The following is a 22,160-nucleotide window of genomic DNA, read 5'->3' as shown; positions in this document are numbered from 1 at the left end:
TAATGAATAAGTTATTATCTATATAATTACTAGCTTCACTCCCACAAGAACTAAATATGAGTAGAGAGTAGATGTCAACATAACCATATTAACCAATACAGAAAGAAGAAATCAATCATAGATATGTGACAAAATAAACTTCTCCTTCTTATTTATAAAAAATAAAGAAGGAGAATGAACATTGTTATTCATCTATTAGAAAAGATAGGACTTATTTGTGATGTTTAAAATATTAAACTAAATACATTATCTCTCTTGTAGAGCTTGTTTCATTCTAGTAATTGGCTTAATTAAATATTGAAATACGGTTTTCTGCCCCGTTTTGATATCAACCGACGCAATCATACCAGGGATAATAGGCATTACTTTCCCATCTTTATCAGTCAAATGGCTACCATCTGTCTTAACTAGAACTCGGTAATAGGCTTCATTTGGATTCAGCTTCAAATCACTAGGACGCTTTTGATCATGCAATGTATCAGGACTAAGTAATGTTACTATTCCATCAAGTCCCCCATAGATAGCATAATCATAAGCAGTTAATTTAACCAAAGCAGGCATTCCTGGACGAACATATGCTACATCACTTGGACTAATATAAGCCTCAACGAGCAATGTATCTTCAATCGGAACTATTTCCATAATATCTTGCCCAGCCTTGATTACACCACCAATTGTATTTACTCGAATATTTTTTACTATTCCTTTTAATGGGGAACGAATATGAGAACGTTCAACAGGATCGGCTCTCATAGCCATATTCTCACGGGCTTGAGATAACTCAGCTTCTATTTTAGTTAGCTCAGCACTCGCATCTGTCGCATACTTATTTTTACGTTCTGCTAATTGTAATTGCAAATCACTAGACTGGCGTTTCATACGTAACAGCTCTATTTCGGATACTGCTCCTCTAGCTACCATAGGCTCTGTCATTTGAATTTCTCTATCCAACAATGCCTTACTTGCTTGTAAACTATCTAAGGATTCTTTAAGAGAATTTTTCTTCTTTTCGTAAATAGCACGTTCACGCTCTTGTAGCTGTACTGGAGTTGTCTCTGCAAATACCAACTCCACACCATAAGCCTCAGCTTTTAAACGAGCCGATAATGCTTCTAGATTTTCTACTTTTGCTTGGCTTTCTCTCAAAATAGCAGAACTTCTAGTATCATCTAGTTTTAATAACACTTGATCTTTGTCAACCGTATCACCTTCTTTAACAAGCATTTCTTTAAGAATACCAGGATCCAAACTTTGAATAACCTGTTCTCGGCTTGTAGGAATAATACTGCCTTGTCCACGAGTAACCTCATCAATAGGACTATTATAAGCCCAAATGACAAATACAACTAATAAAGTAAAAAATAAAGATATTGTCGCAAAAATAGAACGATGATCTTCCTGCTGTAATGCTGCATGTAAATCATTTAATAAATACAGATCTTTATTTCTCAATTTAGCTGCTTTCTGCTTACCAATCTCTTTTGGTTCTGAATTCGTAGTTTCTAACTTTTCATCTAATAACTTAGGATTTTTATCTTTATCCATTTTTACATTAACCTAATATAAATTGATTAATATAAAGTAATTTTGATTACACAGATTTTATACTGTAAGATCGCTATTACTTTTCCTGCTCACGAGAAGTATCTTCACTCTCATCTCTAGCTAAATGTTTTAATACCGCATCTCTAGGACCATCTAATACAACTTTACCATCTTCAATAACAACAATGCGATTTACAATTTGTAATACCTGTGATCTATGTGTTACAACCACTAACGTTTTATTTCTTGCCCATTGTGCAATCCCCTGTAGCGCTTGAATTTCTGACATTTGATCTAAACCAGTTGTAGGTTCATCCAACAATGCAATACGGGGATTCTTCATTGTCATTCTGGCTAAAGCAACCATTTGTTTCTGCCCTCCAGATAATCCTAGACCACCTTCTCCCAGTGGCATATCTAATCCTCTTGGATGATTACGAATTAAATCAATTAGCCCAAAACGAGCGAGAGCTTGCAATAGATCTTGATCTGTTGAAAAACCATCCATTCTAGCCAAATCTAGATTTTCACGTAATGTACCTAAAAATAAACGAGGACTTTGCTCAAGCAGAAGCACTTGATTACGTAAAAAATGTGGATCAATTTGGCGTAAATCTACACTATCTACAGTAATATTTCCTTGTTTAGGATCATATAAGCCCGAAGCTAATTTTAATACTGTAGATTTACCCGATCCTATTTTTCCTAAGATTCCTACTTTCTCTCCAGGTTTAATGTCTAAATTAAGACCATTAATCGTCGGCTCATCTTCTTTTCCATAACTAAAAGTTATATTGTTAAACTGTAATTCTCCGCGAATAGACTTCAGTGTCACATAATTCCGCTCATTATCTCGTTCACTCGGGCGTTCAACAATACTATTTACACCTTTTAGTGCTAACCAAGCCTGTTGGAAACGAATAGCCAATCCTGCAATTTGTCCTAACGGGGCTAAAGCTCGTCCAGATAAAATAACGCAAGCTATTAATGCTCCCATAGTGATTTTACTATCTGGATTGTCACTATGAATAAGATAAGTGCCTGCTAACACTAAAAAAACAGTATTAAGCTGCTGCATCATCATCGTAAAATTCGTTACAAAATTACTAATATTTTTTACTTTGATTGAAGACGAAGCTGATTTGGCGGTGAAAAAATCCCACCTTTTTTGCGCCCAATTCGCAGCATTGTTTGTTTTCAGGGTTTCCAAGCCTTCAATGGCCTCTACAGTTAAACCTTGACGTTGGGAGCTTTCCCTCATAGATTCATTAATATAGCGAGAAAGAGGAATTTGCGCTAACAATCCAACAATAATGACTATAGGAATGATCGCAAGAGGAACAAGAGCTAATTTCCCTGCAACCATGAACATCACAAATAAGAATAAAAATAAGAATGGAAAATCAACCAAAGTAAGTAGACTAGCACTAGTCATAAACTCTCGAACTGATTCAAAATCACGAAGATTATTAGCGTAGGATCCCGAAGATGTTGGTCTATCTTGTAACTTAATATTTAAAACTCGTCTAAATAATGCCGAACTAATAATCAAATCCGATTTTTTGCCCGCCATATCTGTCAAATAAGCTCTCAGCATCTTTGCAATAAGCTCAAATACGATTGCAGCAATAACACCTAGACTTAAAACCCAAAGCGTTCCATATGCCTTATTTGAGACAACACGGTCGTAAACATTCATCACATATAGTGAACTCACTAAAGCTAGAAAATTTACAATAAAACTAGATAATACAACTTGATAATAATAACTTTTAAATCGCCAAATTACTTTAAAGAACCAAGCCTTAGGTAAATTATATTCTGGTAGATCGGAACGAGTGTCTACACTTTCTCTTGGCTTAATAAACCAACAATGATTCAGATATTTTTCCTCTAACTCATTTTCAGAAAACCATTGTGTTAATCCATCTAATAAATGAACTTTATAAGAGCGTCCATCACTATCTTCTTTAATTTCCGTGACTAATGCAGCTTCCTCATTCTGCAGAAATAATAATACAGGTACGGCTAAACTAGGAATTTCTCTTAAAGATCTCTTTGAGAGTGTATTCTCGAATCCCTCACTTTTTAAGTACTCTCGTAGAGAACTAAAATCTAACCCCATATTTTCTGTGCGAATTGTATGTGCAGTTAAGGTTGCTACTGATAAATTCGCTCCAAGCAACTGGGTTGCAAGAGATAAATTTTCAATAATATGTTTCATAAGTATCCTAAACCTAATTTATGGATTTTTTAAAGTTATTTTCAAATCAAATAAGTAAAATAGGCGGCTCAATCCGCCCAATAAATGAGAAGCAGGATAACAATATCCCCTTATCTATACACTGTAGAATTAAGGATGTATAACCTGTTTTTTTACATCGCCCCAAGTAGAGATCATTCCTTGAGTATACAAATAATCTAATATAGACAAGCGTAAATTATGTTGTGTAGTTGCGTAAGATAACTCTACATTAGATAATTCTTTCTCCGCATTTAATACATCTAATAATGTACGTCTTGCAATATCAAACTGCATTCGATAGAAATCAATCACTTTTTCAGAGGAAACGATTTGTTTCTTCAATACACCTAACTGTACTCTGTTTTCCTTAATATTAATTTTTGCTAAATTTGCACCTTCTTCAATATCCCTTGCTGTGCGTAATAAACGCTCTCGACTAGCTGAGATCTGGCTAACTTTTTCTTTCGCAATATAGTTGTTACCACGATTAAATACCTCCCACTCAACCTTTAAACCAATCTGTCTATTCTCCTGAGTTGCTGAACCGACAATATTAATGCGTGGCAGCTGCTTTTTCTTCTCAGCATCTACTGACAAATTCTTTGCATCTAAATCGGAAATATTAGCTTGGTAAAGAGGATTATCCTCCTTTCGTTTTAAGGTATATTTTTGATAAAGCTGTTCTTCCTTCAACTGAAGGAAAGGATCACTTAATTGTTCTTCAACAACTTTAGTCCTTGTATATTTTGATAGTGTATTCAAAGTAGCTAATAATTTTTGTCGATAATTATTAATTTCTTGTTGAACCATCAACATACGTGTCTCAGCTTGAACAAATTCGGATTCTCGTCCTTCATCATTCTCCATGATAATATCCAAATCCTGTAAAATTTTCTGGTGGCGAAATAAGCTCTTTTCCATTACAGAAATGGCTTCCTTCATATTCAGTGCCGTTAAATAAAGTTGTCCAATAGTATACGCTATTTCCTCTTGAGTAGCGGTATAGGTATGCTCATAGTACTCCTTCTCTTTATAACTGCGTTCAATATCTTTCTCAATAGCGCCAAAAGCAAAGATATTCATTTCAGCCTGAATACCAGGGATTATTTTGGTTGAACCATAATTATCTTCATACTTATGATACTGTCTTAAAGTTTTTGAACCTGTTACGCTAACAATAGGAAAATGTTGAGATTTACTTTGTTCAACACGATTCTGAGCAGCTTCAACGTTTGCAAGCGCTTCTTTCACTTCAGGTGCATTTGATAAATTCTGCTGTAAGATGGTTTTCAAGGGATTTGCATAAGTGCTTATAGATAAAAAACTACTTAACATGATGCACGATACAGCATTTTTTCTAATAAATTTCATACAAGATAAGTCTATTCAATTACATTGTCGTTAGGATAACAAAAAAAATTGATATAAGGGAAATTTGAAATCGTATTCTTATGAAAATCTCACTGCTTTAGCATAAATTTAAGCATTTATTTCTCAGAAAAAAATCGCACGATTTGACTAATCAATTCATTTCAATATCTAATCTTGTTATTTACTCTTTGAAATTTTACAATGTTCTGGCACATGCTGAAAAACCATAAACCATAAACGATAAAGGTAGAGCGCACATATCCGATGTAAAAACTCTTATATGGTACATAAAAATGAACTACAAAAATTCCTATTCTGTTCTCGTGGTAATTTATGCCGAAAAAACTCAGCGAGCACTAATGCTCCAACGGCAAGACGATCCAACCTTTTGGCAGTCGGTGACAGGGACGATTGAAATAGGGGAAACACCTTATCAAACGGCATTGCGTGAAGTGAGAGAAGAAGTAGGAATTGACATTATTGCTCAAAATTTAGCACTTTATGATTGCAAAACGAGTGTGAAATTTGAGATTTTTCCGCAATTCCGTTATAAATACGCCCCTGACGTTACGCATAACACGGAGCATTGGTTTTTATTGGCATTACCCGATGAAATTGAGCCGATATTAACGGAACATTTAGCGTATCAATGGCTTTCGGTAAATGATGCGGTGGCACTCACCAAATCCCCCAATAATGCCGAAGCGATTGCAAAATATTTGGCGGTTCAGACCGCTTGTAATTAAAAAATGATGGTGGGGACAGCCCGTGGACACACGCAGTATGTCCCTACCTTCTTATATTGAAACATAAATTAAAAAGAAGGAAACAAGAGAATGGCAGGTCATAGTAAGTGGGCTAACATTAAACACCGCAAAGCAGCACAAGATGCACAACGCGGTAAGATTTTTACCAAATTAATTCGTGAATTAGTAACGGCCGCAAAATTAGGTGGTGGCGACACTAGCTCTAACCCACGTTTGCGTGCGGCGGTGGATAAAGCGTTATCTAATAATATGACGCGTGATACTATCAATCGAGCTATCGACCGTGGTGTCGGTGGTGGTGATGATACCAATATGGAAACCAAAGTGTACGAAGGTTACGGTCCGGGTGGAACTGCTGTGATGGTTGAGTGTCTAAGTGATAATGCTAACCGAACAATCTCACAGGTTCGTCCAAGTTTTACTAAATGTGGTGGTAACTTAGGAACTGAAGGTTCAGTTGGCTATTTATTTAGTAAGAAAGGGTTAATTTTAATCGCAAGTGCAGACGAAGATGCATTGACTGAAGCAGCAATTGAAGCAGGTGCCGATGATATTCAGCCACAAGAAGATGGTTCATTTGAAATCTATACTGCTTGGGAAGATTTAGGCGCTGTGCGAGATGGCATTGAAGCGGCAGGTTTTAAAGTTGAAAATGCAGAAGTGACAATGATCCCATCAACGACTGTCCAACTTGATGCAGAAACTGCACCGAAATTATTAGATTTAATTAACCGCCTTGAAGATTGTGATGATGTGCAAAACGTGTATCACAACGGCGAAATCAGTGATGAAGTGGCTGCATTGCTTTAATTAAAAATGAATAAAAAGTAATCTCAAGTATTTAGCTTGAGATTATTTTTTTGAACTTTCCCATTTTTTCCTTTTCTAAGAGAGCGATCTTTTTAATCAATACAAAAGGAAAAGGAATGAAATTAGTTAAATTACTTCCAACATTTGCAGCAGCTGCGATACTTACAGCTTGTTCAACAGTTTCTGATGTTGCATCTTCAACAGCAAATATTGAGGGTAATGCAGGTAGCACTGCTGTTGATAGTACAACTGCAGCAAAAAATATCACAACAGGCTCAAAAACTGTTACTTACACTTGTAGTGTGAATGGCAAAACAAACCAACCTGTTTCAGCGGTTTATACTTTCAACAATGGCGAACCATCAACTGCAACAGTCACCATTAACAAAAAAGTGGTAGGCGAAAATCTGAAAGTAGATGCAACCTATCAAGACGGTGTGAAATTTGTTTCAGGCACAAATGTATGGAGTCTAGATATAGGCTTTAGTGCGAAAACAGCAGAAACAACTGTACCTGTCATGTTTACGGCAAACAATCAAATTCTTGCAAAAAACTGTGTAGTTACAAAATAAGTTGATTATCTAATTAAGATTGACTATAAAGTGGGTTTGTGAATAACAAATCCACTTTCTTTTTGGACATAAAATGGCAATTATTTTAGGTATTGACCCAGGCTCTCGCGTAACAGGCTATGGCGTGATTCATCAAACTGGACGGCATTTAGAATATCTCGGAAGTGGCGCAATCCGTACATCCGTGGATGACCTTCCAACCCGATTAAAACGTATTTACGCCGGGGTGACAGAAATTATCACTCAGTTTCAACCCGATATGTTTGCCATTGAGCAAGTATTTATGGCAAAAAATGCGGATTCAGCATTGAAATTAGGGCAGGCAAGGGGAACGGCGATTGTTGCTGCGGTTAATCATGATTTACCTGTCTTTGAATATGCTGCACGCTTAGTAAAACAAACGGTTGTGGGTATCGGTTCGGCGGATAAAGTACAGGTGCAAGATATGGTTACACGTATTTTGCAACTTTCCGCTAAACCTCAAGCTGACGCAGCAGATGCATTGGCGATTGCCATTACTCACGCTCACTCTATTCAACATTCGCTTACGGTGGCTAAACAGAGTAGCCAAGCGGTATCAAGCGAAAAAGAGCAAATTCTGGCGTTGATGAAAACGAGATATAGTCGAGGAAGATTTAGATTTAGAAATTAAATTGCCTTACTATAGAGTAAGGCAATAAAGCGTACAACAAATATAAAATTCTTACTCCACCATAAAACAAGCTATCTTCGTGCTGTTTTCATAGTTTTTTAGCTCAGGGCGTTCTTGTTTACAACGCTCTGTCGCCAAACGACAACGGGCGTGGAACGCACAGCCTTTTGGTGGATTAAGCGGACTTGGTAATTCGCCAGTGAGTTTAATTCGTTCACGGCGATGTTCTGCTTCCAGACGAGGTGTTGCTGATAACAAGGCTTGAGTGTAAGGGTGGCGTGGGTTGCCGAAAATCTCTTTGGTATTGCCTTGTTCTACGCAACGTCCTAAATACATCACCATCACTTCATCAGCAATATGTTCTACCACCGATAAATCGTGAGAGATAAACACATAAGACAACCCAAGCTCTTCTTGTAAATCCATCATCAAGTTTAACACTTGTGCACGGACGGATACGTCAAGGGCTGACACAGGTTCATCGGCAACTACAATATCAGGTTTCAACATCAAACCACGGGCAATCGCAATACGTTGGCGTTGTCCGCCTGAGAACATATGCGGATAGCGGTCGTAAAATTCAGGTTTTAAACCAACCTTCGCCATCATTTCCAACACTTGAGCTTTACGCTCTTGTGCAGATAATTCGGTGTTAATAAGCAAAGGCTCTTCTAAAATTGCCCCTACTTTTTTGCGTGGATTAAGTGACGCATAAGGGTTTTGGAATACGATCTGGATTTTCTTACGACGTAATTTTTCTGTTTCCGTATCGCTGACTAAGAAATTTTGTCCGTTATAGAACAATTCCCCTTCTGTTGGTGGCTCAATCATTGTCAGCATACGTCCTAAGGTTGATTTGCCACAGCCCGATTCACCCACCACGGCAAGGGTTTTGCCACGTTCAAGGGTAAAAGAAACACCGTCCACCGCTTTTACTAGTTTCGGCTTGCTAAACATTCCCTTTTTTACAGGGTAGTATTTTTTGAGATCCACCGCATTGAGAAGTGGTGGGTTTTGGGTATTGTTTTGCATATTTATCTATCTTACTAAATTGGTTGTGGCAATCCACTCTCATTCAACGGCGTATGGCATTTCACCTGTCTGCCGTTTACTGTGCGTAGTTCTGGCTCTTTTTGTCGGCATAAATCCGTTGCATACGGACAGCGTGGGTTGAGCAAGCAACCTTGCGGACGGTCATATTTACCTGGCACGACACCTGGTAGTGATTGCAAGCGAGATTTACCTTCTGCAAACTCAGGCAACGCTTTTAATAACGCTTGGGTATAAGGGTGAAGCGGTGATTTGAAAATTTGTTCAGACTTGCCTTCTTCTACCACTTGCCCTGCATACATCACGATAATACGGTGAGCCGACTCGGCGACTAAGGCTAAATCGTGAGTGATCAAAATCAATGCCATATTTTCTTTGCGTTGCAACTCAAGCAATAAATCAATAATTTGTGCTTGAATGGTTACATCTAACGCCGTTGTCGGCTCGTCAGCAATCAATAATTTCGGATTGCAAGCAATCGCCATGGCGATCATCACACGTTGGCTCATACCGCCTGAAAGTTGGTGCGGATAGACATCTAAACGAGATGTTGGATCAGGAATGCCAACCATCGTCAATAATTCAATTGCACGCTCTTTTCGCCACGCTTTTGAACCGCCTTGATGAACCTTCAGGGCTTCCATAATTTGATAACCCACAGTGTAACTTGGGTTGAGGCTTGTCATTGCATCTTGGAAAATCATCGCTACATCAGCGCCGACAATTTTCTGCTTCTCTTTTGGTTTTAAATCAAGCAGATTATGTCCGTTGAAACGTAACGAATTTGCCATTACACGCCCAGGGAAATCAATAAGCCCCATAATTGCAAGGGAACTGACCGATTTACCCGAACCTGACTCGCCCACAATGCCTAGCACTTCGCTTTCATTGACTTCATAACTTACTCGATCCACCGCTCTAAACGGGGCTTTTTTATCGCCAAAGTGAACCGAAAGTTCATCTACTTTTAATAATGCCATTTCGTTCCCCTTACTGTTTTAATTTTGGATCAAGTGCATCACGCAAGCCGTCACCCATTAAGTTAAAGGCAAGCACGAGAGATAAAATCGCTAAACCTGGGATTGTCACCAACCAGTTTGCCGATTGCATAAAGCCACGAGATTCGGCAAGCATTGTGCCGAGTTCTGGTGTCGGTGGTTGTGCGCCGATCCCCAAGAAGCCAAGTGCCGCAAGCTCTAAAATCGCATTAGAGATCCCCATTGTCATCTGAACAATCAGTGGCGCTAAACAGTTTGGCAAAATTACAATAAACATCAAACGCCATACACCAGCCCCAGCCACACGAGAAGCGGTCACATAATCACGATTTTTTTCGCTTAGCACAGAAGCTCGGGTTAAACGCACATAGCTTGGAATAGACACCACAGCAATTGCAATCGCTGCGTTCAGTAGCGAGGGACCAAGAATAGTCACGACACCGATGGTTAATAATAGGCTTGGAATTGCGAGCATAATATCGACAAAACGCATAATCACGATATCAATAGTGCCGCCGTAATAACCCGCTAACAAACCTAAAATCACCCCTAGAATACAGGACATCACGACGATCAACAGACCGATAAAGATTGATAATCTTGCCCCATAAATAATACGAGAAAGAATATCACGCCCGATGTCGTCCGTGCCGAGTAAATAGGCAGAATTACCGCCTTCAAACCACGCAGGTGGCAATAACAATGCACTGCGGTTTTGTGTAATCGGATCGAAAGGGGCAACAAATTCTGCAAAAATGCAGGCAAGCCCAACAATCACAATAAAAGTTAAACCAACCACCGCCCCTTTATTTTGGCGAAAATAGAGCCAAAACTCTTGTAAAGGTGTTAGTGGGGCTGGTGAGGTTGTTTCTACTTGAGAAGACATTTATTACTCCAACAAATAAATCTATTTTTATATATTTCCCCCTATATTATTTCCCCTCCCCCGTTCACGGGGGAGGGTTAGGGAGGGGGGATTGCCCGTAAGGGCAACTACAAGCGGTTTAATTTTATAAAAATCTTGCAAACTCTGTTTGTAATCCCCCCTTCCGCCTTCGGCACGTTATTCGCTTCGCTCACCCTTCGGGTCGTTGGCGAAGCCAACGCTCAAATGCTATCGCATTTGTCCTCCCGTAAACGGGGGAAGGGATTATTAGGGGAGGGATTTTTTTAAGTATGTCTAATCCGAGGATTAACCACGCCGTAAATCAAATCTACGGTTAAATTCACTAAAATAATCAAGGTAGCAATAATCAACACTGAACCTTGTAGCACAGGGTAGTCACGCGAATTGATCGCATCAATAATCCATTTCCCGATCCCTGGCCAAGAGAAAATGTTTTCGGTTAAAACTGCCCCTGATAATAGTTGTCCCACAATTAAACCAACCACCGTTACCACAGGAATTAACGCATTACGCAAGGCGTGGATAATCACAATACGCGTTGTGTTTAACCCTTTCGCTTTGGCGGTGCGGATATAATCTTCACCCAACACTTCCAACATCGAAGAACGGGTCATACGAGTAATAATGGCTAATGGAATAGTACCAAGAACAATCGCAGGTAAAATCAACGATTTAATCGCTGCTACAAACGCACCTGGTTCGTCAGAATTCCAAGTATCAATCAACATAAAGCCTGTTTCAGCTTCGATCCAGTATTCTGCAGGTAAACGCCCTGAGGCAGGCAAGCCCAATGGCGTTGAAAAATAAAGAATTAAAATTAAGCCCCACCAGAAGATTGGCATTGAATAACCTGTTAAAGAGATCGACGAAATAGCGTGGGAAAGCCAAGATTCTTTCTTCACCGCCGCAATCACGCCAAATAAAATACCAGCAACCAACGACCACAACAGAGCAAAAAATGCTAACTCTACTGTTGCTGGGAAAAGGGTAAAAAATTCTTTCAGCACAGGTTCGTTATTACGAAACGAATTACCTAAATCCCCCTGAAACACACCCTTGATATAGTTAAAATACTGTTCGTGTAACGGAAGATCTAAACCAAGCTGTGCCATCATCTGTGCGTGAACTTCGGGCGTTAAACCACGTTCACCCATTCGGATCTCAATCGGATCGCCAGGGATTAAATGCACAAGAGCAAAGGTAATCAAGGTTATCGCAATAAAGGTTGGGATAACCATTAAAAGACGTTTAAGAATAAATTGAAACATTAAATATCTCAGCGTTTTTCAATTTGTAGGGTGGGTCTTGACCCACCATAACTAAACTAAAAGGTGGGTCAAGACCCACCCTACAATGTTGCCTTATTTCTCTAAATCTACTTGGTAGAAGTTATGTAAACCGAACGGGCTAACCACATAACCTTTCACTTCTTTGCGTACTGGGAAGTACGTTGTTGAGTGGGCGATAGTGACCCACGGTGCTTGTTCTTTGAAAATCACTTGAGCTTGTTTATAAAGCTCAGTACGTTTTGCTTGATCTGTTTCTTGAGCCGCTTGAACCACTAAATCGTTAAACGGTTTATAACAGAATTTCGCATAGTTAGAGCCAGCTTCTAATGCAGAACAGCTTAATAGCGTATTTAAGAAGTTATCAGGGTCACCATTATCGCCCGTCCAACCGATCATTGAAGTAGAAGCTTCGCCATTGCGTAAACGTTTTAAGTACTCACCCCATTCGTAGCTGACGATTTTCGCATTTACGCCAACTTTTTTCCAATCATCTTGAATAATTTCCGCCATACGACGTGCATTTGGGTTATATGGACGAGAAACTGGCATTGCCCATAATTCTGTTTCAAAGCCATTTTCAAAGCCAGCTTCTTTTAACAAGGCTTTCGCTTTTTCAGGATTATAGTCATAATCTTTCACATCGTCATTATAGCTCCACATTGTTGGTGGTAATGGGTTTTTAGCTACTTGGCCGAAGCCTTGATACACGGACTCGATAATCGCTTGTTTATTAATTGCGTGGTTCAACGCTTGACGTACTTTTTGGTTATCCAACGGCGCTTTAGTCATATTTAACGCTAAATAACCCACGTTTAAGCCCGGTTTTTCTAACACTTCAATGTTTGGATCTGCTTTTAATTTCGCAATATCCGCAGGGTTTGGATAAGGCATTGCGTGACATTCGCCTTTTTGTAATTTCGCTAAACGTACAGACGCATCTGGCGTAATAGAGAACACTAAGCGATCAATTTTCGCTTTACCTGCCCAGTAATCATCAAAGGCTTTATAACGAACGGTTGAGTCTTTTTGATAATCCACAAATTGGAACGGACCTGTACCCACTGGATTGCTATCTAATTTCTCAGGGGTTTTTGCTGCTAACATCTTATCAGCATACTCTGCCGAGTAGATAGAAGCAAAGTCCATCGCAAGATTTGCTAAGAACGGTGAATTAGGCACTTTTAAGCTAATTTTAACCGTGTAGTCATCAACTTTTTCCACTTTATCAATGATATTTTGCATATCCATACCAACGAAATATTCGTAGTTACCGCCCGAAACTTTGTGATATGGGTGATTTGCATCTAATTGACGATGAAATGAGAAAAGTACATCATCTGCATTAAAATCACGGCTTGGTTTAAAATCTTTGGTAGTATGGAATTTCACCCCCTTACGCAGGTGGAATGTGTAAGTTTTACCGTCCGCAGAAACGTCCCATTTTTCCGCTAAAGATGGAACAACAGTGGTTTCACCTTCTTTAAAATCGGTTAATTTATTAAAAATGGTACGGCCACTTGCATCTAGTGTTGCACCATCAGTACCTAATGCTGGGCTAAAATAAGAAGGTGATGCTTCCAAGCAGTAAACAAAGGTTTTTGGTGCAGCCATTGCAGACCCAGAAGCCACTGCTAATGCTAATAAAGAGAGTTGTGTTAATTTTTTCATTATTTCACTCCAAGTGATAGTTGTTTTTTGTTGTGTTTGAAGGGTTAATTTTTACCTGACAGAATGGAATATATAAGTTTTTTTATGAAATGCAATACTTTTTTTTATTAAAAAATCGCTTTTTTGTTAAAAAAATGTTCTGGGTTTGTATCTAACATCTCCTCTATTTTAACCATATATGAAAAATAGTTTACTTTGGCTGCGACAAAAGTAAGAACATTATAACTTAAGTCTACATAGGAATTCATTAATTAGAGAACCTATTCTTTGTTCTTCTTTCAAACAACGAAATCGACTCCAAATGTGCCGTATGGGGAAACATATCAATCATTGCGGATTGGCTTAAACGGTATCCTTTTGCAATCAGTTTTTCAGCATCTCGGACTAAGGTGGCTGGATTGCAAGAAACATACACGATCCGCTCTGGTTGTAACTCGCAAAGATGATCTAAGGCGAAGTAAGCCCCGTTGCGTGCTGGGTCTAGTAGTACTTTGTTAAAATGTGCTTTCGCCCAAGGCTGATCCACAAAAGGTTTATCCAGATCCGTTTGGTAGAACTTCGCATTGTTAATCTGATTTGTTTGAGCATTCTGTTTGGCTTGTGCAACCATCGGCTCAACCCCTTCTATACCAACCACTTCTTCAACAAGCGGTGCGATAGGCAAGGTAAAATTCCCCATTCCGCAGAAGAGATCAAGCACACGATCCGTCGGTTGCAGATCGAGCCACGCTATCGCTTTGTTCACCATTTGCTTGTTCATTTCTCGGTTGATTTGAGTAAAATCACGGATCGAAAAGTGAAGCGTTAAGCCGTTGATTTGATAATACGGAACTTCACCACGCCACTGACTAATCTGATCTTTATCCGTCATCACGAATAACAAAAGATCTTCTTGTTCCGCAAAGCGTTGTAATTTATCACTATCTTGTGAATGAAGTTCGCCGATATGGCGTAACAGCAATGCCACCCCATTATCCGCCTGAACCAGCTCAATATGCCCTAACTGTTTTTTATTTTTCCAACTGGCAAAAAGTTGCTGTAATTTGGGTAAAAGCGTATTAAGTTCAGGCTCAAGAATATCACAATGATTTAGAGGGATAATCTCTTGCGTATTCGCTTGGCGAAAGCCGACCACTAAGGTATTTTTTTGAACCACCATACTCAGCTTTGCTCTACGGCGGTAGTTTATACCTTGTCCTATAAGCATTGGCTCAAATGCGATAGGCTCTGCTTGAAGTTTCTGTAAACGGTTAAAAAGCGTCTGTTGCTTGGTTTCTCGCTGTAAAGCCAGTGGAATATGTTGCATTTGACAGCCACCGCATTGTCTATAGATTGAACAAAATGGCGTTTGGCGATCTGCGGATTTTTGTAGAAATCGTACCGCTGTCGCTCGTCCATATTGGCGTTTATCTTCAATAATCTTGGCTTCCACCTTTTCATTCGGCAACGCATTTTCAATAAACCACGTTTTGCCATTGACTTTCGCCACGCCTAATCCTTGATAGTCTAAAGATTGGATATGAAAGATCTGTAAAGCGGTCGGTTTTGCGGATTTTTTTGCGGAATTATCAGAATAAAAAAGTGCCATTTGAATAAGGTTTAAACAAAAAGAATTATCCGCTATTATAGCCTAAACTGTGACTAAGGAGGAAAATAAAATGGATTCAGCTTGGACATCACGTTTTATTGCAGACAAACAACGCGAACAAGATCACCGTTCCCCTTTCCAACGAGATCGGGGACGCATTTTACACTCGGAAGCCTTTCGTTGCTTACAAGCTAAAACACAAATTCACGCAGTGGGCGAAGATGATTTTTATCGCACACGCTTAACCCACTCTTTAGAGGTTGCCCAAATTGGCAGTAGCTTAAGAGCAAAATTGGCGGAAGATAGGCAAGGCTTTCAAGCTGTCTGTTCCAATTCAAAATTTGCAAAATTCAGTGAAGATCCCACCGCTTTATTGCCTTCTCGTAGTTTGACGGAATCCCTATGCTTTGCTCACGACATTGGTCATCCCCCTTTTGGGCACGGCGGTGAAATGGCATTGAATTATAAAATGCAGGATTTTGGTGGTTTTGAAGGAAATGCTCAGTCCTTTCGCATTGTCACTCAGCTTGAGCCTTATACCCAAAATGCAGGAATGAATCTGACGCGTCGCACCTTGTTGGGTATCATCAAATATCCTACCTTTATTGATTTAACTCAGCCACAAAGCCCAAAAGCCATTCCAAATAGCCGTTATATCAACTTGCACGATCTAAAAACAAGCAAGGGGATTTTCCGTGCAGACGCTCACTTTTTTGACTGGGTACTTGAACCGCTTTCCGTTACAGATAGAGAGTTATTTCAACAAATTGAAATAAGCCAAGATCCACAATTCCCCCACAAAACCCGTTATAAATCCTTAGATTGCAGTATTATGGAGCTGGCTGATGATATTGCTTATGGGGTTCACGACTTAGAAGATGCGATTGTTGGCGGAATGGTCACGCCGCAATCGTGGCAAAATGCGGAACAAGCCTTCTCTCAATGTAAATCAGCTTGGATTCAAAAAATGTTACCTGACATCAGCAAAAAATTGTTCTCAACTCACCGCTACGAACGCAAAGATGTTATTGGAGCGCTAGTCAATTATTTTGTGACAAATGTAAAATGGGCAGAAACAGCAGCGTTTGAAGAGCCACTACTGCGTTTTAATGCGATATTACCAACGGAAGTACAAGCGGTGTTAGATGTACTAAAAACCTTTGTCTATCAATATGTTATTTGTGATGTCAAAACGCAACGGGTGGAATATAAAGGTCAGCGAATTTTAATGGATCTGTTTGATATGCTAAGTTGCGATCCAACCCGCTTACTGCCTAAATCTGTGGCGGAACGTTGGATACAAGCAGATGAACAGCAACGTCCAAGAGTGATTTGTGACTACCTTGCGAGTATGTCTGATGGGCAAGCGTTTAAGTTGTATCAAAGTTTATAGATTCAAAACTGCTATATTTTATGATTGCTGTTCAAACCAACTTTCTAAAATTAAACAAGCGGAAATCGCATCGACTTTGCCTTTTTTGAGAGCTTTAAAACCGCCTCTGGCAAAAATTTCTGATTTTGCTTCTACGGTGGTTAAGCGTTCATCTTGTAATTCAACGGGCAAATTAAAGCGTCCGTTTAGGCGCTTGGCAAACTTTTTGGCTCTTTGCGTGAGCGGTTGCTCCGTACCGTCCATATTAAGCGGTAAGCCGACAACTAAGAGATCTGGTTGCCATTGTGCAATCACTTTGCCAATCTGCTCCCAATTCGGTATGCCATCTTGAGCTTTAAACGCAGACAAACCCTGTGCCGTGCCCGTAATACTTTGTCCAACGGCACAGCCAATACTGTTTGTTCCAAAATCAAAGGCAAGCACAGTTTGGCTCATTAGGCTCTCCCTGCTTTAGCTAAAATGCCTTCGATACCCAGTAATGCATTCGCTTCGCTCCAACGATCTAAATAACCTGTTTCAAAAAGAATTTTATGGGACGCAGGGGCAGTTACCCAGTAATTGCGTGCAATTTCTTGCTCAAGCTGATCGGCCTTCCAAGTGCAACAGCCTAAGCAGACGATAAAATCAGCGGGGGCATCTTGTCGTCCAAAGGTGTCTAAAATATCCCCCGATGTGGTAAGCATTAAATCATCAGCGGTTGGATAGCTATGTAAAAAGAGCTGATCGGTTGCGGTATGCAAAATAAAACCACGCTCTTGCCCCACAGGTCCACCACTGAGAACCAGCTGATCTTTGGTGTAATTGCGTTCATTTGCCATTAAAAAATCCATTTTGGCGAGCAATTCCATCACGGACAGATCTGTCGGTGAGTTGATCATTATGCCCATTGCCCCGTGTTCATTATGTTCACAAATGTAGATCACCGCACGATCAAAATAGTCATCATTCATATCAAGCGTGGCAATCAAAAATTGTCCTTGTAAATTCATCATTTAGCTGAGATCTCCATAAAGCATTTGTAATGCCGTGATCGTGGCAAGTGAAGCCGTTTCTGTGCGTAAAATACGTTTTCCAAGTAAAACTTCCGTAAAATTCTCCGCTTCTGTCATTGCAATCTCTTCAGAAGAAAGCCCACCTTCCGAACCAATCAACAAACGTACGCCCTCTTTGGGTATATTCGGTAACGATTTCAAACTGTATTTAGCACGAGGGTGAAGATTTAGTTTGAGCATTCCATCTTGTTCTTGGCACCAATCGGTCAGCTTCATTATCGGGCGAATTTCAGGAATAATGTTCCGTCCACATTGCTCACAAGCCGATATTGCAATTTTTTGCCATTGTTGGATTTTTTTATCTTGACGCTCGCCATCTAATTTTACACCACAGCGTTCTGACCATAATGGTGTAATGGTAGTTACCCCCAATTCAACCGATTTTTGAATGGTAAACTCCATTCGATCTCCACGGGAAATCACTTGCCCTAAATGGATAGGTAACGGCGACTCTCTATCGTCCAGTTGGCTATTTTGGATTTTTACGCTGATCTGCTTTTTGGATACGTTATCAATGATCGCATTAAAAATATGGTTAGAGCCATCAAATAAAACAAGTTCAGCCCCCTCGCCCATACGCAAAACACGCCCAACGTGGTTAAAGGCATCTTCACTCAAGATACAGTGGCTTTTGCCAGCAAGGGCTTCTGGGTGGTAAATTCTTGGTATTCTCATTATTGCTATTGAAATGTGGGTAGGTTTTATCCTAAAGGTAAGCAGGCAGTATTATGTAATAAATATACAAGCTTTTTTATACAATGAACGCCGAATACCCGTTGATTATAGATTGTTTGCAAATTTAGAGAATGGACGCCAAGCCTGGCCTCCCTACTATTTTTGCTACATAATACGGATAATCTCCAAAAGATTATCTCAATCTTACCGCTTCTACATTGTTACTTAAATTGATGAATAGCGTTACTAATTTCATTATCGTTATAGATTGCCTGAATAGACTCACTATACGCTTGACCTAACACCTTATGAATTTCATTATTATTTGCACCAAACGCCCCTTCATAAGAACGGGAGGTATTAAAGTTTTTCGCAAAATGACCTCTCGCACCTTGAACAACAACCTCTACACCAACATTAGCGGTTACTTTATAGCGAACATTTCCTTGTTCCACATTAGCAAAAAATTGACGAATATTCACAATCACATTCGCATTTCCAGCACCAGAAACTACAGTAAAACCTTTGCTGTTCAGATTTTGTTGCATTGCTTGTTGGTATAACTGTGTCACCGTTGGCACAGCACTTAAACGATTAACATTGCCAGCACTGGTATAGCTTGCTACTTCAGCCGATGTACGCAAATCTTGTGTACTCACATTCACTAACGCTGTTTGATTATGAGTATTAAACATTGCGGTCGGTGCTGGTGTAGTGAACGTCAGTGTATTTGACTGAGATTGACAGCCTGCTAATAATGCGGTTGCAAGCGTAGTGGCAACTAAAAATGTTTTTTTATTAAATTTCATATAGGATCCTTGATAATCTCAATTAAAATTAATGCAAAGTATAGTATTATTCCACCCAAATTTCCAAACCAAAAGGATAAAAAATGTCTGTTGAACAAACTATTGTCGAAAAATTACAAACACAATTTAACCCAGTGACGCTTTATATTGAAAACGAGAGCCATCGCCATAGCTCTGGACGAGGCTCAGAGTCACATTTTAAAGTGACAATGGTTAGTGAACTCTTTGAAAACAAACGTCCTGTTGCTCGCCACCAAGCTATTTATGCCTGCCTTGCAGAAGAATTAGCCAACGGCGTTCACGCCTTAGCCTTACATCTTTACACCCCAACAGAATGGAAAGCTCGAGGCGAAGAAGTTCCATCATCAACAAATTGCTTAGGACACGGACATTAATTCACAATTTATTTTATTTTTTGAAGAAAATACTTGATTAGACTATGAAAAATCAGTATAGTTCGCACGTCTTTCAAATGTGCATTTTAATGCACATTTTTTATTGATTCGGTGAGATGTCCGAGTGGTTGAAGGAGCACGCCTGGAAAGCGTGTATATGGGAAACTGTATCGGGGGTTCGAATCCCCCTCTCACCGCCATTCAATATAAATAGAGAGATTCCTTACTGTTTTCATAGATATTTCCTTGGTTAAATTTTAAGTATTTTATACTTTTTTCGTTTTATCCCCAGACATAGGTTTGGGGATTTTTTTCTCATTTAATAATCTAACTCATCTTTATGCAATAAATAATCCGCTTTTAATGCCTCAATTAATTCAACAAAATCATCAGGTAATGGAGCGTGCCATTCCATCAGTTCACCAGTGATAGGGTGATGCAAGCGAAGCATTGTTGCGTGTAATGCTTGACGTTTAAAATTGCGTAAAACCTCTAAAAACTCACCGCTTGCCCCTTTGGGTGGACGAGGACGACCGCCATATAATTGATCGCCTAACAATGGGTGGGCAATATGTGCCATATGAACACGAATTTGGTGAGTACGCCCAGTTTCTAAGCGTAAGCGTAAACGGCTGTAATTACGGAAACGTTCCATAATACGATAATGTGTTACTGCAGGTTTTCCCATTGGGTGAACAGCCATTGCGGTACGCTTAGTTGGGTGGCGAGCCATTGGTTCATCAACTTTGCCTCCTTGTGTCATAATACCGCTTGCTACGGCTTCATATTCACGAGTAATTTCACGTCTTTGCAAAGCAGTGACGAGGTGAGTTTGAGCAGGAACAGTTTTAGCTACTACCATCAAACCTGTGGTATCTTTATCCAAACGATGTACAATCCCAGCTCGAGGCACTTCTGCAATTTGAGGATAATGGTGTAATAAAGCATTTAACACCGTGCCATCTGGATTGCCAGCCCCAGGGTGAACCACTAAATCTTTAGGTTTGTTAATCACTAAAATATCATCATCTTCATAAACGATATTTAATGGAATATCTTGCGGTTCAAAACGGATTTCTTCTTCAATTTCCGCTTGAATTTCAATTAATTCACCGCCGAATACTTTCTCACGAGCTTTATTCACAATCTTGCCATTGACCGAAACGAGATCACTTTCGATCCAAACTTTAATGCGTGAACGAGAATAATCGGGGAAAAGTTGAGCGAGCGCTTGATCTAATCTTGCACCTAATAAATCTGAAGTTACTTCAGTTTGTAATGTTATTTGTTGAGTCATTAATGATAAAATTCCAAATTATGTTTTCTTATTGTAGAATATGAGCATTTTCGTACGAACTTTACGAACAATGCTAGGTCGAATAGCATTGTACATTAACTTTCAGTTTGCAGACACTTTTTATAGGTAAATCATTATGCGTAAATTTTATTCTCTTGCTTCTTTAGTCCTTGCAGGGCTTCTTGTTGTTGGTTGTTCAGGTTCTAAAAAAGATGAATTTGAGGGTATTCCTTCTCAAGAACTTTATGACAAAGGACAAGCATATTTACAAGGTGGTGATTATAACAATGCAATTCGCTATTTAGATGCAGTTGATCTACGCTCAAATCAAGGGGCTTATGATGAGCAAGTTCAATTAAGTTTGATTTATGCGAACTATAAATTAGGTGAATATTACAAAGCATTAGAGGTTGCAGAACGTTTTGCGAGAACTCATCCAAACAGCTCAAGCATGGATTATGTTTACTACCTTGCAGGATTAAACTACGCACGTTTGGGCGATAATTGGATACAAGATTTCTTCGGAATTAACAGGGCCTCTAGAGCAATAGAGAACATTCGAAATGCGTACGGTAATTTCCAAACAATTACCTTTCAATACCCAAATAGCCAATACACCTCAGATGCTCAAAACTGGATGATTTATTTGAAAAACCGCCTCGCTGAACATGAACTAAAAATCGCCGAATTCTATATGGAAAGAAAGGCTTATGTTGCGGTTGTTAATCGAGTAGATGAAATGCTACGTTTATATCCCGATACTCAGGCAACATATCAAGCATTACCCTTACTAAAAACATCTTTTGAAGCGATGGGTATTAAAGATTCTGCGCAAAAAATTTCTGAAATGATTAAAGAGAATCAAAATAAAACCTTTACAAATATTGAAAAGCCTAAATATGGCGAGCAATTTTAATTCGTAGGTATTTCTAGGGCATATGATAGCATTGGCTAAAAATGCCCTTCTCTTGATAAAAATGCACTCAATTCAATCACACCACCTAGCTTTTCTCCCTTTTCTTCACTTTTTCAACTAAATGAGTTCTTTTCCTATCAAATATCCCTTATAAAACAATG

At 39.3% G+C, this 22,160-nt stretch carries 21 protein-coding genes and 1 tRNA gene; 8 read left to right on the top strand and 14 right to left on the bottom strand.

Annotation, left to right across the window (positions count from 1 at the left end; genetic code table 11):
- Positions 1 to 246: 246 nt before the first annotated feature.
- The 3 genes from B0183_RS09585 to B0183_RS09575 all read right to left on the bottom strand — a co-directional run bounded on the left by B0183_RS09585 (position 247) and on the right by B0183_RS09575 (position 5,161).
- Positions 247 to 1,545, bottom strand: a complete 1,299-nt coding sequence (locus tag B0183_RS09585; protein ID WP_021116061.1) for an HlyD family type I secretion periplasmic adaptor subunit — start codon at positions 1,543 to 1,545, stop codon at positions 247 to 249.
- A gap of 76 nt (positions 1,546 to 1,621) precedes the next feature.
- Positions 1,622 to 3,769, bottom strand: coding sequence for a type I secretion system permease/ATPase (locus B0183_RS09580; protein ID WP_021112629.1), 2,148 nt, complete (start codon positions 3,767 to 3,769; stop codon positions 1,622 to 1,624).
- Positions 3,770 to 3,898: 129 nt separating this feature from the next.
- A complete protein-coding gene (locus B0183_RS09575) occupies positions 3,899 to 5,161 on the bottom strand; it encodes a TolC family protein (RefSeq protein WP_035523169.1) in 1,263 nt (420 codons plus the stop codon).
- Positions 5,162 to 5,454: 293 nt separating this feature from the next.
- On the opposite strand from B0183_RS09575, the gene nudB reads away from it, so the two are divergent.
- From nudB to ruvC, 4 genes are all read left to right on the top strand, one after another.
- The gene (gene nudB / locus B0183_RS09570; protein ID WP_005712961.1) at positions 5,455 to 5,907 is read left to right on the top strand and encodes a dihydroneopterin triphosphate diphosphatase; all 453 of its coding nucleotides are present in this window, start codon (positions 5,455 to 5,457) and stop codon (positions 5,905 to 5,907) included.
- Positions 5,908 to 5,997: 90 nt separating this feature from the next.
- Positions 5,998 to 6,738: a YebC/PmpR family DNA-binding transcriptional regulator gene (locus B0183_RS09565; protein WP_021110979.1), complete on the top strand. Its 741-nt coding sequence runs from the start codon at positions 5,998 to 6,000 to the stop codon at positions 6,736 to 6,738.
- Positions 6,739 to 6,854: 116 nt separating this feature from the next.
- Positions 6,855 to 7,310, top strand: coding sequence for a hypothetical protein (locus tag B0183_RS09560; RefSeq protein WP_021110210.1), 456 nt, complete (start codon positions 6,855 to 6,857; stop codon positions 7,308 to 7,310).
- Positions 7,311 to 7,383: 73 nt separating this feature from the next.
- Complete coding sequence (ruvC, locus tag B0183_RS09555; RefSeq protein WP_021116058.1) at positions 7,384 to 7,962, top strand: crossover junction endodeoxyribonuclease RuvC; 579 nt, start codon at positions 7,384 to 7,386, stop codon at positions 7,960 to 7,962.
- 51 nt (positions 7,963 to 8,013) lie between these two features.
- On the opposite strand, the gene B0183_RS09550 is transcribed toward ruvC, so the two are convergent.
- The 6 genes from B0183_RS09550 to rlmD all read right to left on the bottom strand — a co-directional run bounded on the left by B0183_RS09550 (position 8,014) and on the right by rlmD (position 15,462).
- Entirely contained in the window at positions 8,014 to 8,994 is a 981-nt protein-coding gene (locus B0183_RS09550) for a peptide ABC transporter ATP-binding protein (RefSeq protein ID WP_021116057.1), read from the bottom strand.
- A 14-nt stretch (positions 8,995 to 9,008) separates the two neighbouring features.
- Entirely contained in the window at positions 9,009 to 9,992 is a 984-nt protein-coding gene (dppD, locus tag B0183_RS09545; protein WP_021119184.1) for a dipeptide ABC transporter ATP-binding protein, read from the bottom strand.
- A 10-nt stretch (positions 9,993 to 10,002) separates the two neighbouring features.
- Positions 10,003 to 10,896: an ABC transporter permease subunit gene (locus B0183_RS09540; protein WP_005712949.1), complete on the bottom strand. Its 894-nt coding sequence runs from the start codon at positions 10,894 to 10,896 to the stop codon at positions 10,003 to 10,005.
- Positions 10,897 to 11,180: 284 nt separating this feature from the next.
- Positions 11,181 to 12,185, bottom strand: coding sequence for an ABC transporter permease subunit (locus B0183_RS09535; protein ID WP_016527667.1), 1,005 nt, complete (start codon positions 12,183 to 12,185; stop codon positions 11,181 to 11,183).
- A 93-nt stretch (positions 12,186 to 12,278) separates the two neighbouring features.
- Positions 12,279 to 13,874 (bottom strand): ABC transporter substrate-binding protein, encoded by a 1,596-nt coding sequence (locus tag B0183_RS09530; protein ID WP_078208720.1) that lies wholly within the window; start codon positions 13,872 to 13,874, stop codon positions 12,279 to 12,281.
- A gap of 247 nt (positions 13,875 to 14,121) precedes the next feature.
- Positions 14,122 to 15,462, bottom strand: a complete 1,341-nt coding sequence (rlmD, locus tag B0183_RS09525; protein WP_071610411.1) for a 23S rRNA (uracil(1939)-C(5))-methyltransferase RlmD — start codon at positions 15,460 to 15,462, stop codon at positions 14,122 to 14,124.
- Positions 15,463 to 15,532: 70 nt separating this feature from the next.
- Here rlmD and B0183_RS09520 point away from each other — a divergent pair, with 70 nt between their 5' ends.
- On the top strand, positions 15,533 to 16,855 hold the full coding sequence (locus B0183_RS09520; RefSeq protein WP_021115079.1) for an anti-phage deoxyguanosine triphosphatase: 1,323 nt from the start codon (positions 15,533 to 15,535) through the stop codon (positions 16,853 to 16,855).
- A gap of 18 nt (positions 16,856 to 16,873) precedes the next feature.
- On the opposite strand, the gene ruvX is transcribed toward B0183_RS09520, so the two are convergent.
- From ruvX to B0183_RS09500, 4 genes are all read right to left on the bottom strand, one after another.
- Positions 16,874 to 17,290: a Holliday junction resolvase RuvX gene (gene ruvX, locus B0183_RS09515; protein WP_021115078.1), complete on the bottom strand. Its 417-nt coding sequence runs from the start codon at positions 17,288 to 17,290 to the stop codon at positions 16,874 to 16,876.
- The gene (locus tag B0183_RS09510; protein WP_021117520.1) at positions 17,290 to 17,847 is read right to left on the bottom strand and encodes a YqgE/AlgH family protein; all 558 of its coding nucleotides are present in this window, start codon (positions 17,845 to 17,847) and stop codon (positions 17,290 to 17,292) included. The genes ruvX and B0183_RS09510 overlap by 1 nt, the downstream gene beginning before the upstream one ends.
- Entirely contained in the window at positions 17,848 to 18,582 is a 735-nt protein-coding gene (gene rsmE, locus B0183_RS09505) for a 16S rRNA (uracil(1498)-N(3))-methyltransferase (RefSeq protein ID WP_012622020.1), read from the bottom strand.
- A gap of 221 nt (positions 18,583 to 18,803) precedes the next feature.
- Entirely contained in the window at positions 18,804 to 19,391 is a 588-nt protein-coding gene (locus B0183_RS09500; protein WP_016527661.1) for a YajG family lipoprotein, read from the bottom strand.
- Between the two features lie 83 nt (positions 19,392 to 19,474).
- Here B0183_RS09500 and B0183_RS09495 point away from each other — a divergent pair, with 83 nt between their 5' ends.
- Both B0183_RS09495 and B0183_RS09490 read left to right on the top strand, forming a co-directional pair.
- Entirely contained in the window at positions 19,475 to 19,786 is a 312-nt protein-coding gene (locus B0183_RS09495; RefSeq protein WP_021112617.1) for a BolA family protein, read from the top strand.
- A gap of 110 nt (positions 19,787 to 19,896) precedes the next feature.
- A tRNA-Ser gene (locus B0183_RS09490) sits at positions 19,897 to 19,986 on the top strand.
- Between the two features lie 119 nt (positions 19,987 to 20,105).
- Here B0183_RS09490 and rluD read toward each other — a convergent pair.
- Entirely contained in the window at positions 20,106 to 21,083 is a 978-nt protein-coding gene (gene rluD / locus B0183_RS09485; protein ID WP_021110966.1) for a 23S rRNA pseudouridine(1911/1915/1917) synthase RluD, read from the bottom strand.
- Positions 21,084 to 21,219: 136 nt separating this feature from the next.
- Here rluD and B0183_RS09480 point away from each other — a divergent pair, with 136 nt between their 5' ends.
- Positions 21,220 to 21,999 (top strand): outer membrane protein assembly factor BamD, encoded by a 780-nt coding sequence (locus B0183_RS09480; RefSeq protein ID WP_071610578.1) that lies wholly within the window; start codon positions 21,220 to 21,222, stop codon positions 21,997 to 21,999.
- Positions 22,000 to 22,160: the final 161 nt, after the last annotated feature.

Source organism: Glaesserella parasuis (assembly GCF_002015085.1).
Lineage (GTDB): Bacteria > Pseudomonadota > Gammaproteobacteria > Enterobacterales > Pasteurellaceae > Glaesserella > Glaesserella parasuis.
This window is presented reverse-complemented; position numbering and strand designations above follow the sequence as displayed.

Excerpts from the sequence above, each read along its gene's own strand:
- B0183_RS09585 (WP_021116061.1), bottom strand. The coding sequence starts at position 1,545 with ATGGATAAAGATAAAAATCCTAAGTTATTAGATGAAAAGTTAGAAACT.
- B0183_RS09580 (WP_021112629.1), bottom strand. The coding sequence starts at position 3,769 with ATGAAACATATTATTGAAAATTTATCTCTTGCAACCCAGTTGCTTGGA.
- B0183_RS09575 (WP_035523169.1), bottom strand. The coding sequence starts at position 5,161 with ATGAAATTTATTAGAAAAAATGCTGTATCGTGCATCATGTTAAGTAGT.
- nudB (WP_005712961.1), top strand. The coding sequence starts at position 5,455 with ATGAACTACAAAAATTCCTATTCTGTTCTCGTGGTAATTTATGCCGAA.
- B0183_RS09565 (WP_021110979.1), top strand. The coding sequence starts at position 5,998 with ATGGCAGGTCATAGTAAGTGGGCTAACATTAAACACCGCAAAGCAGCA.
- B0183_RS09560 (WP_021110210.1), top strand. The coding sequence starts at position 6,855 with ATGAAATTAGTTAAATTACTTCCAACATTTGCAGCAGCTGCGATACTT.
- ruvC (WP_021116058.1), top strand. The coding sequence starts at position 7,384 with ATGGCAATTATTTTAGGTATTGACCCAGGCTCTCGCGTAACAGGCTAT.
- B0183_RS09550 (WP_021116057.1), bottom strand. The coding sequence starts at position 8,994 with ATGCAAAACAATACCCAAAACCCACCACTTCTCAATGCGGTGGATCTC.
- dppD (WP_021119184.1), bottom strand. The coding sequence starts at position 9,992 with ATGGCATTATTAAAAGTAGATGAACTTTCGGTTCACTTTGGCGATAAA.
- B0183_RS09540 (WP_005712949.1), bottom strand. The coding sequence starts at position 10,896 with ATGTCTTCTCAAGTAGAAACAACCTCACCAGCCCCACTAACACCTTTA.
- B0183_RS09535 (WP_016527667.1), bottom strand. The coding sequence starts at position 12,185 with ATGTTTCAATTTATTCTTAAACGTCTTTTAATGGTTATCCCAACCTTT.
- B0183_RS09530 (WP_078208720.1), bottom strand. The coding sequence starts at position 13,874 with ATGAAAAAATTAACACAACTCTCTTTATTAGCATTAGCAGTGGCTTCT.
- rlmD (WP_071610411.1), bottom strand. The coding sequence starts at position 15,462 with ATGGCACTTTTTTATTCTGATAATTCCGCAAAAAAATCCGCAAAACCG.
- B0183_RS09520 (WP_021115079.1), top strand. The coding sequence starts at position 15,533 with ATGGATTCAGCTTGGACATCACGTTTTATTGCAGACAAACAACGCGAA.
- ruvX (WP_021115078.1), bottom strand. The coding sequence starts at position 17,290 with ATGAGCCAAACTGTGCTTGCCTTTGATTTTGGAACAAACAGTATTGGC.
- B0183_RS09510 (WP_021117520.1), bottom strand. The coding sequence starts at position 17,847 with ATGATGAATTTACAAGGACAATTTTTGATTGCCACGCTTGATATGAAT.
- rsmE (WP_012622020.1), bottom strand. The coding sequence starts at position 18,582 with ATGAGAATACCAAGAATTTACCACCCAGAAGCCCTTGCTGGCAAAAGC.
- B0183_RS09500 (WP_016527661.1), bottom strand. The coding sequence starts at position 19,391 with ATGAAATTTAATAAAAAAACATTTTTAGTTGCCACTACGCTTGCAACC.
- B0183_RS09495 (WP_021112617.1), top strand. The coding sequence starts at position 19,475 with ATGTCTGTTGAACAAACTATTGTCGAAAAATTACAAACACAATTTAAC.
- rluD (WP_021110966.1), bottom strand. The coding sequence starts at position 21,083 with ATGACTCAACAAATAACATTACAAACTGAAGTAACTTCAGATTTATTA.
- B0183_RS09480 (WP_071610578.1), top strand. The coding sequence starts at position 21,220 with ATGCGTAAATTTTATTCTCTTGCTTCTTTAGTCCTTGCAGGGCTTCTT.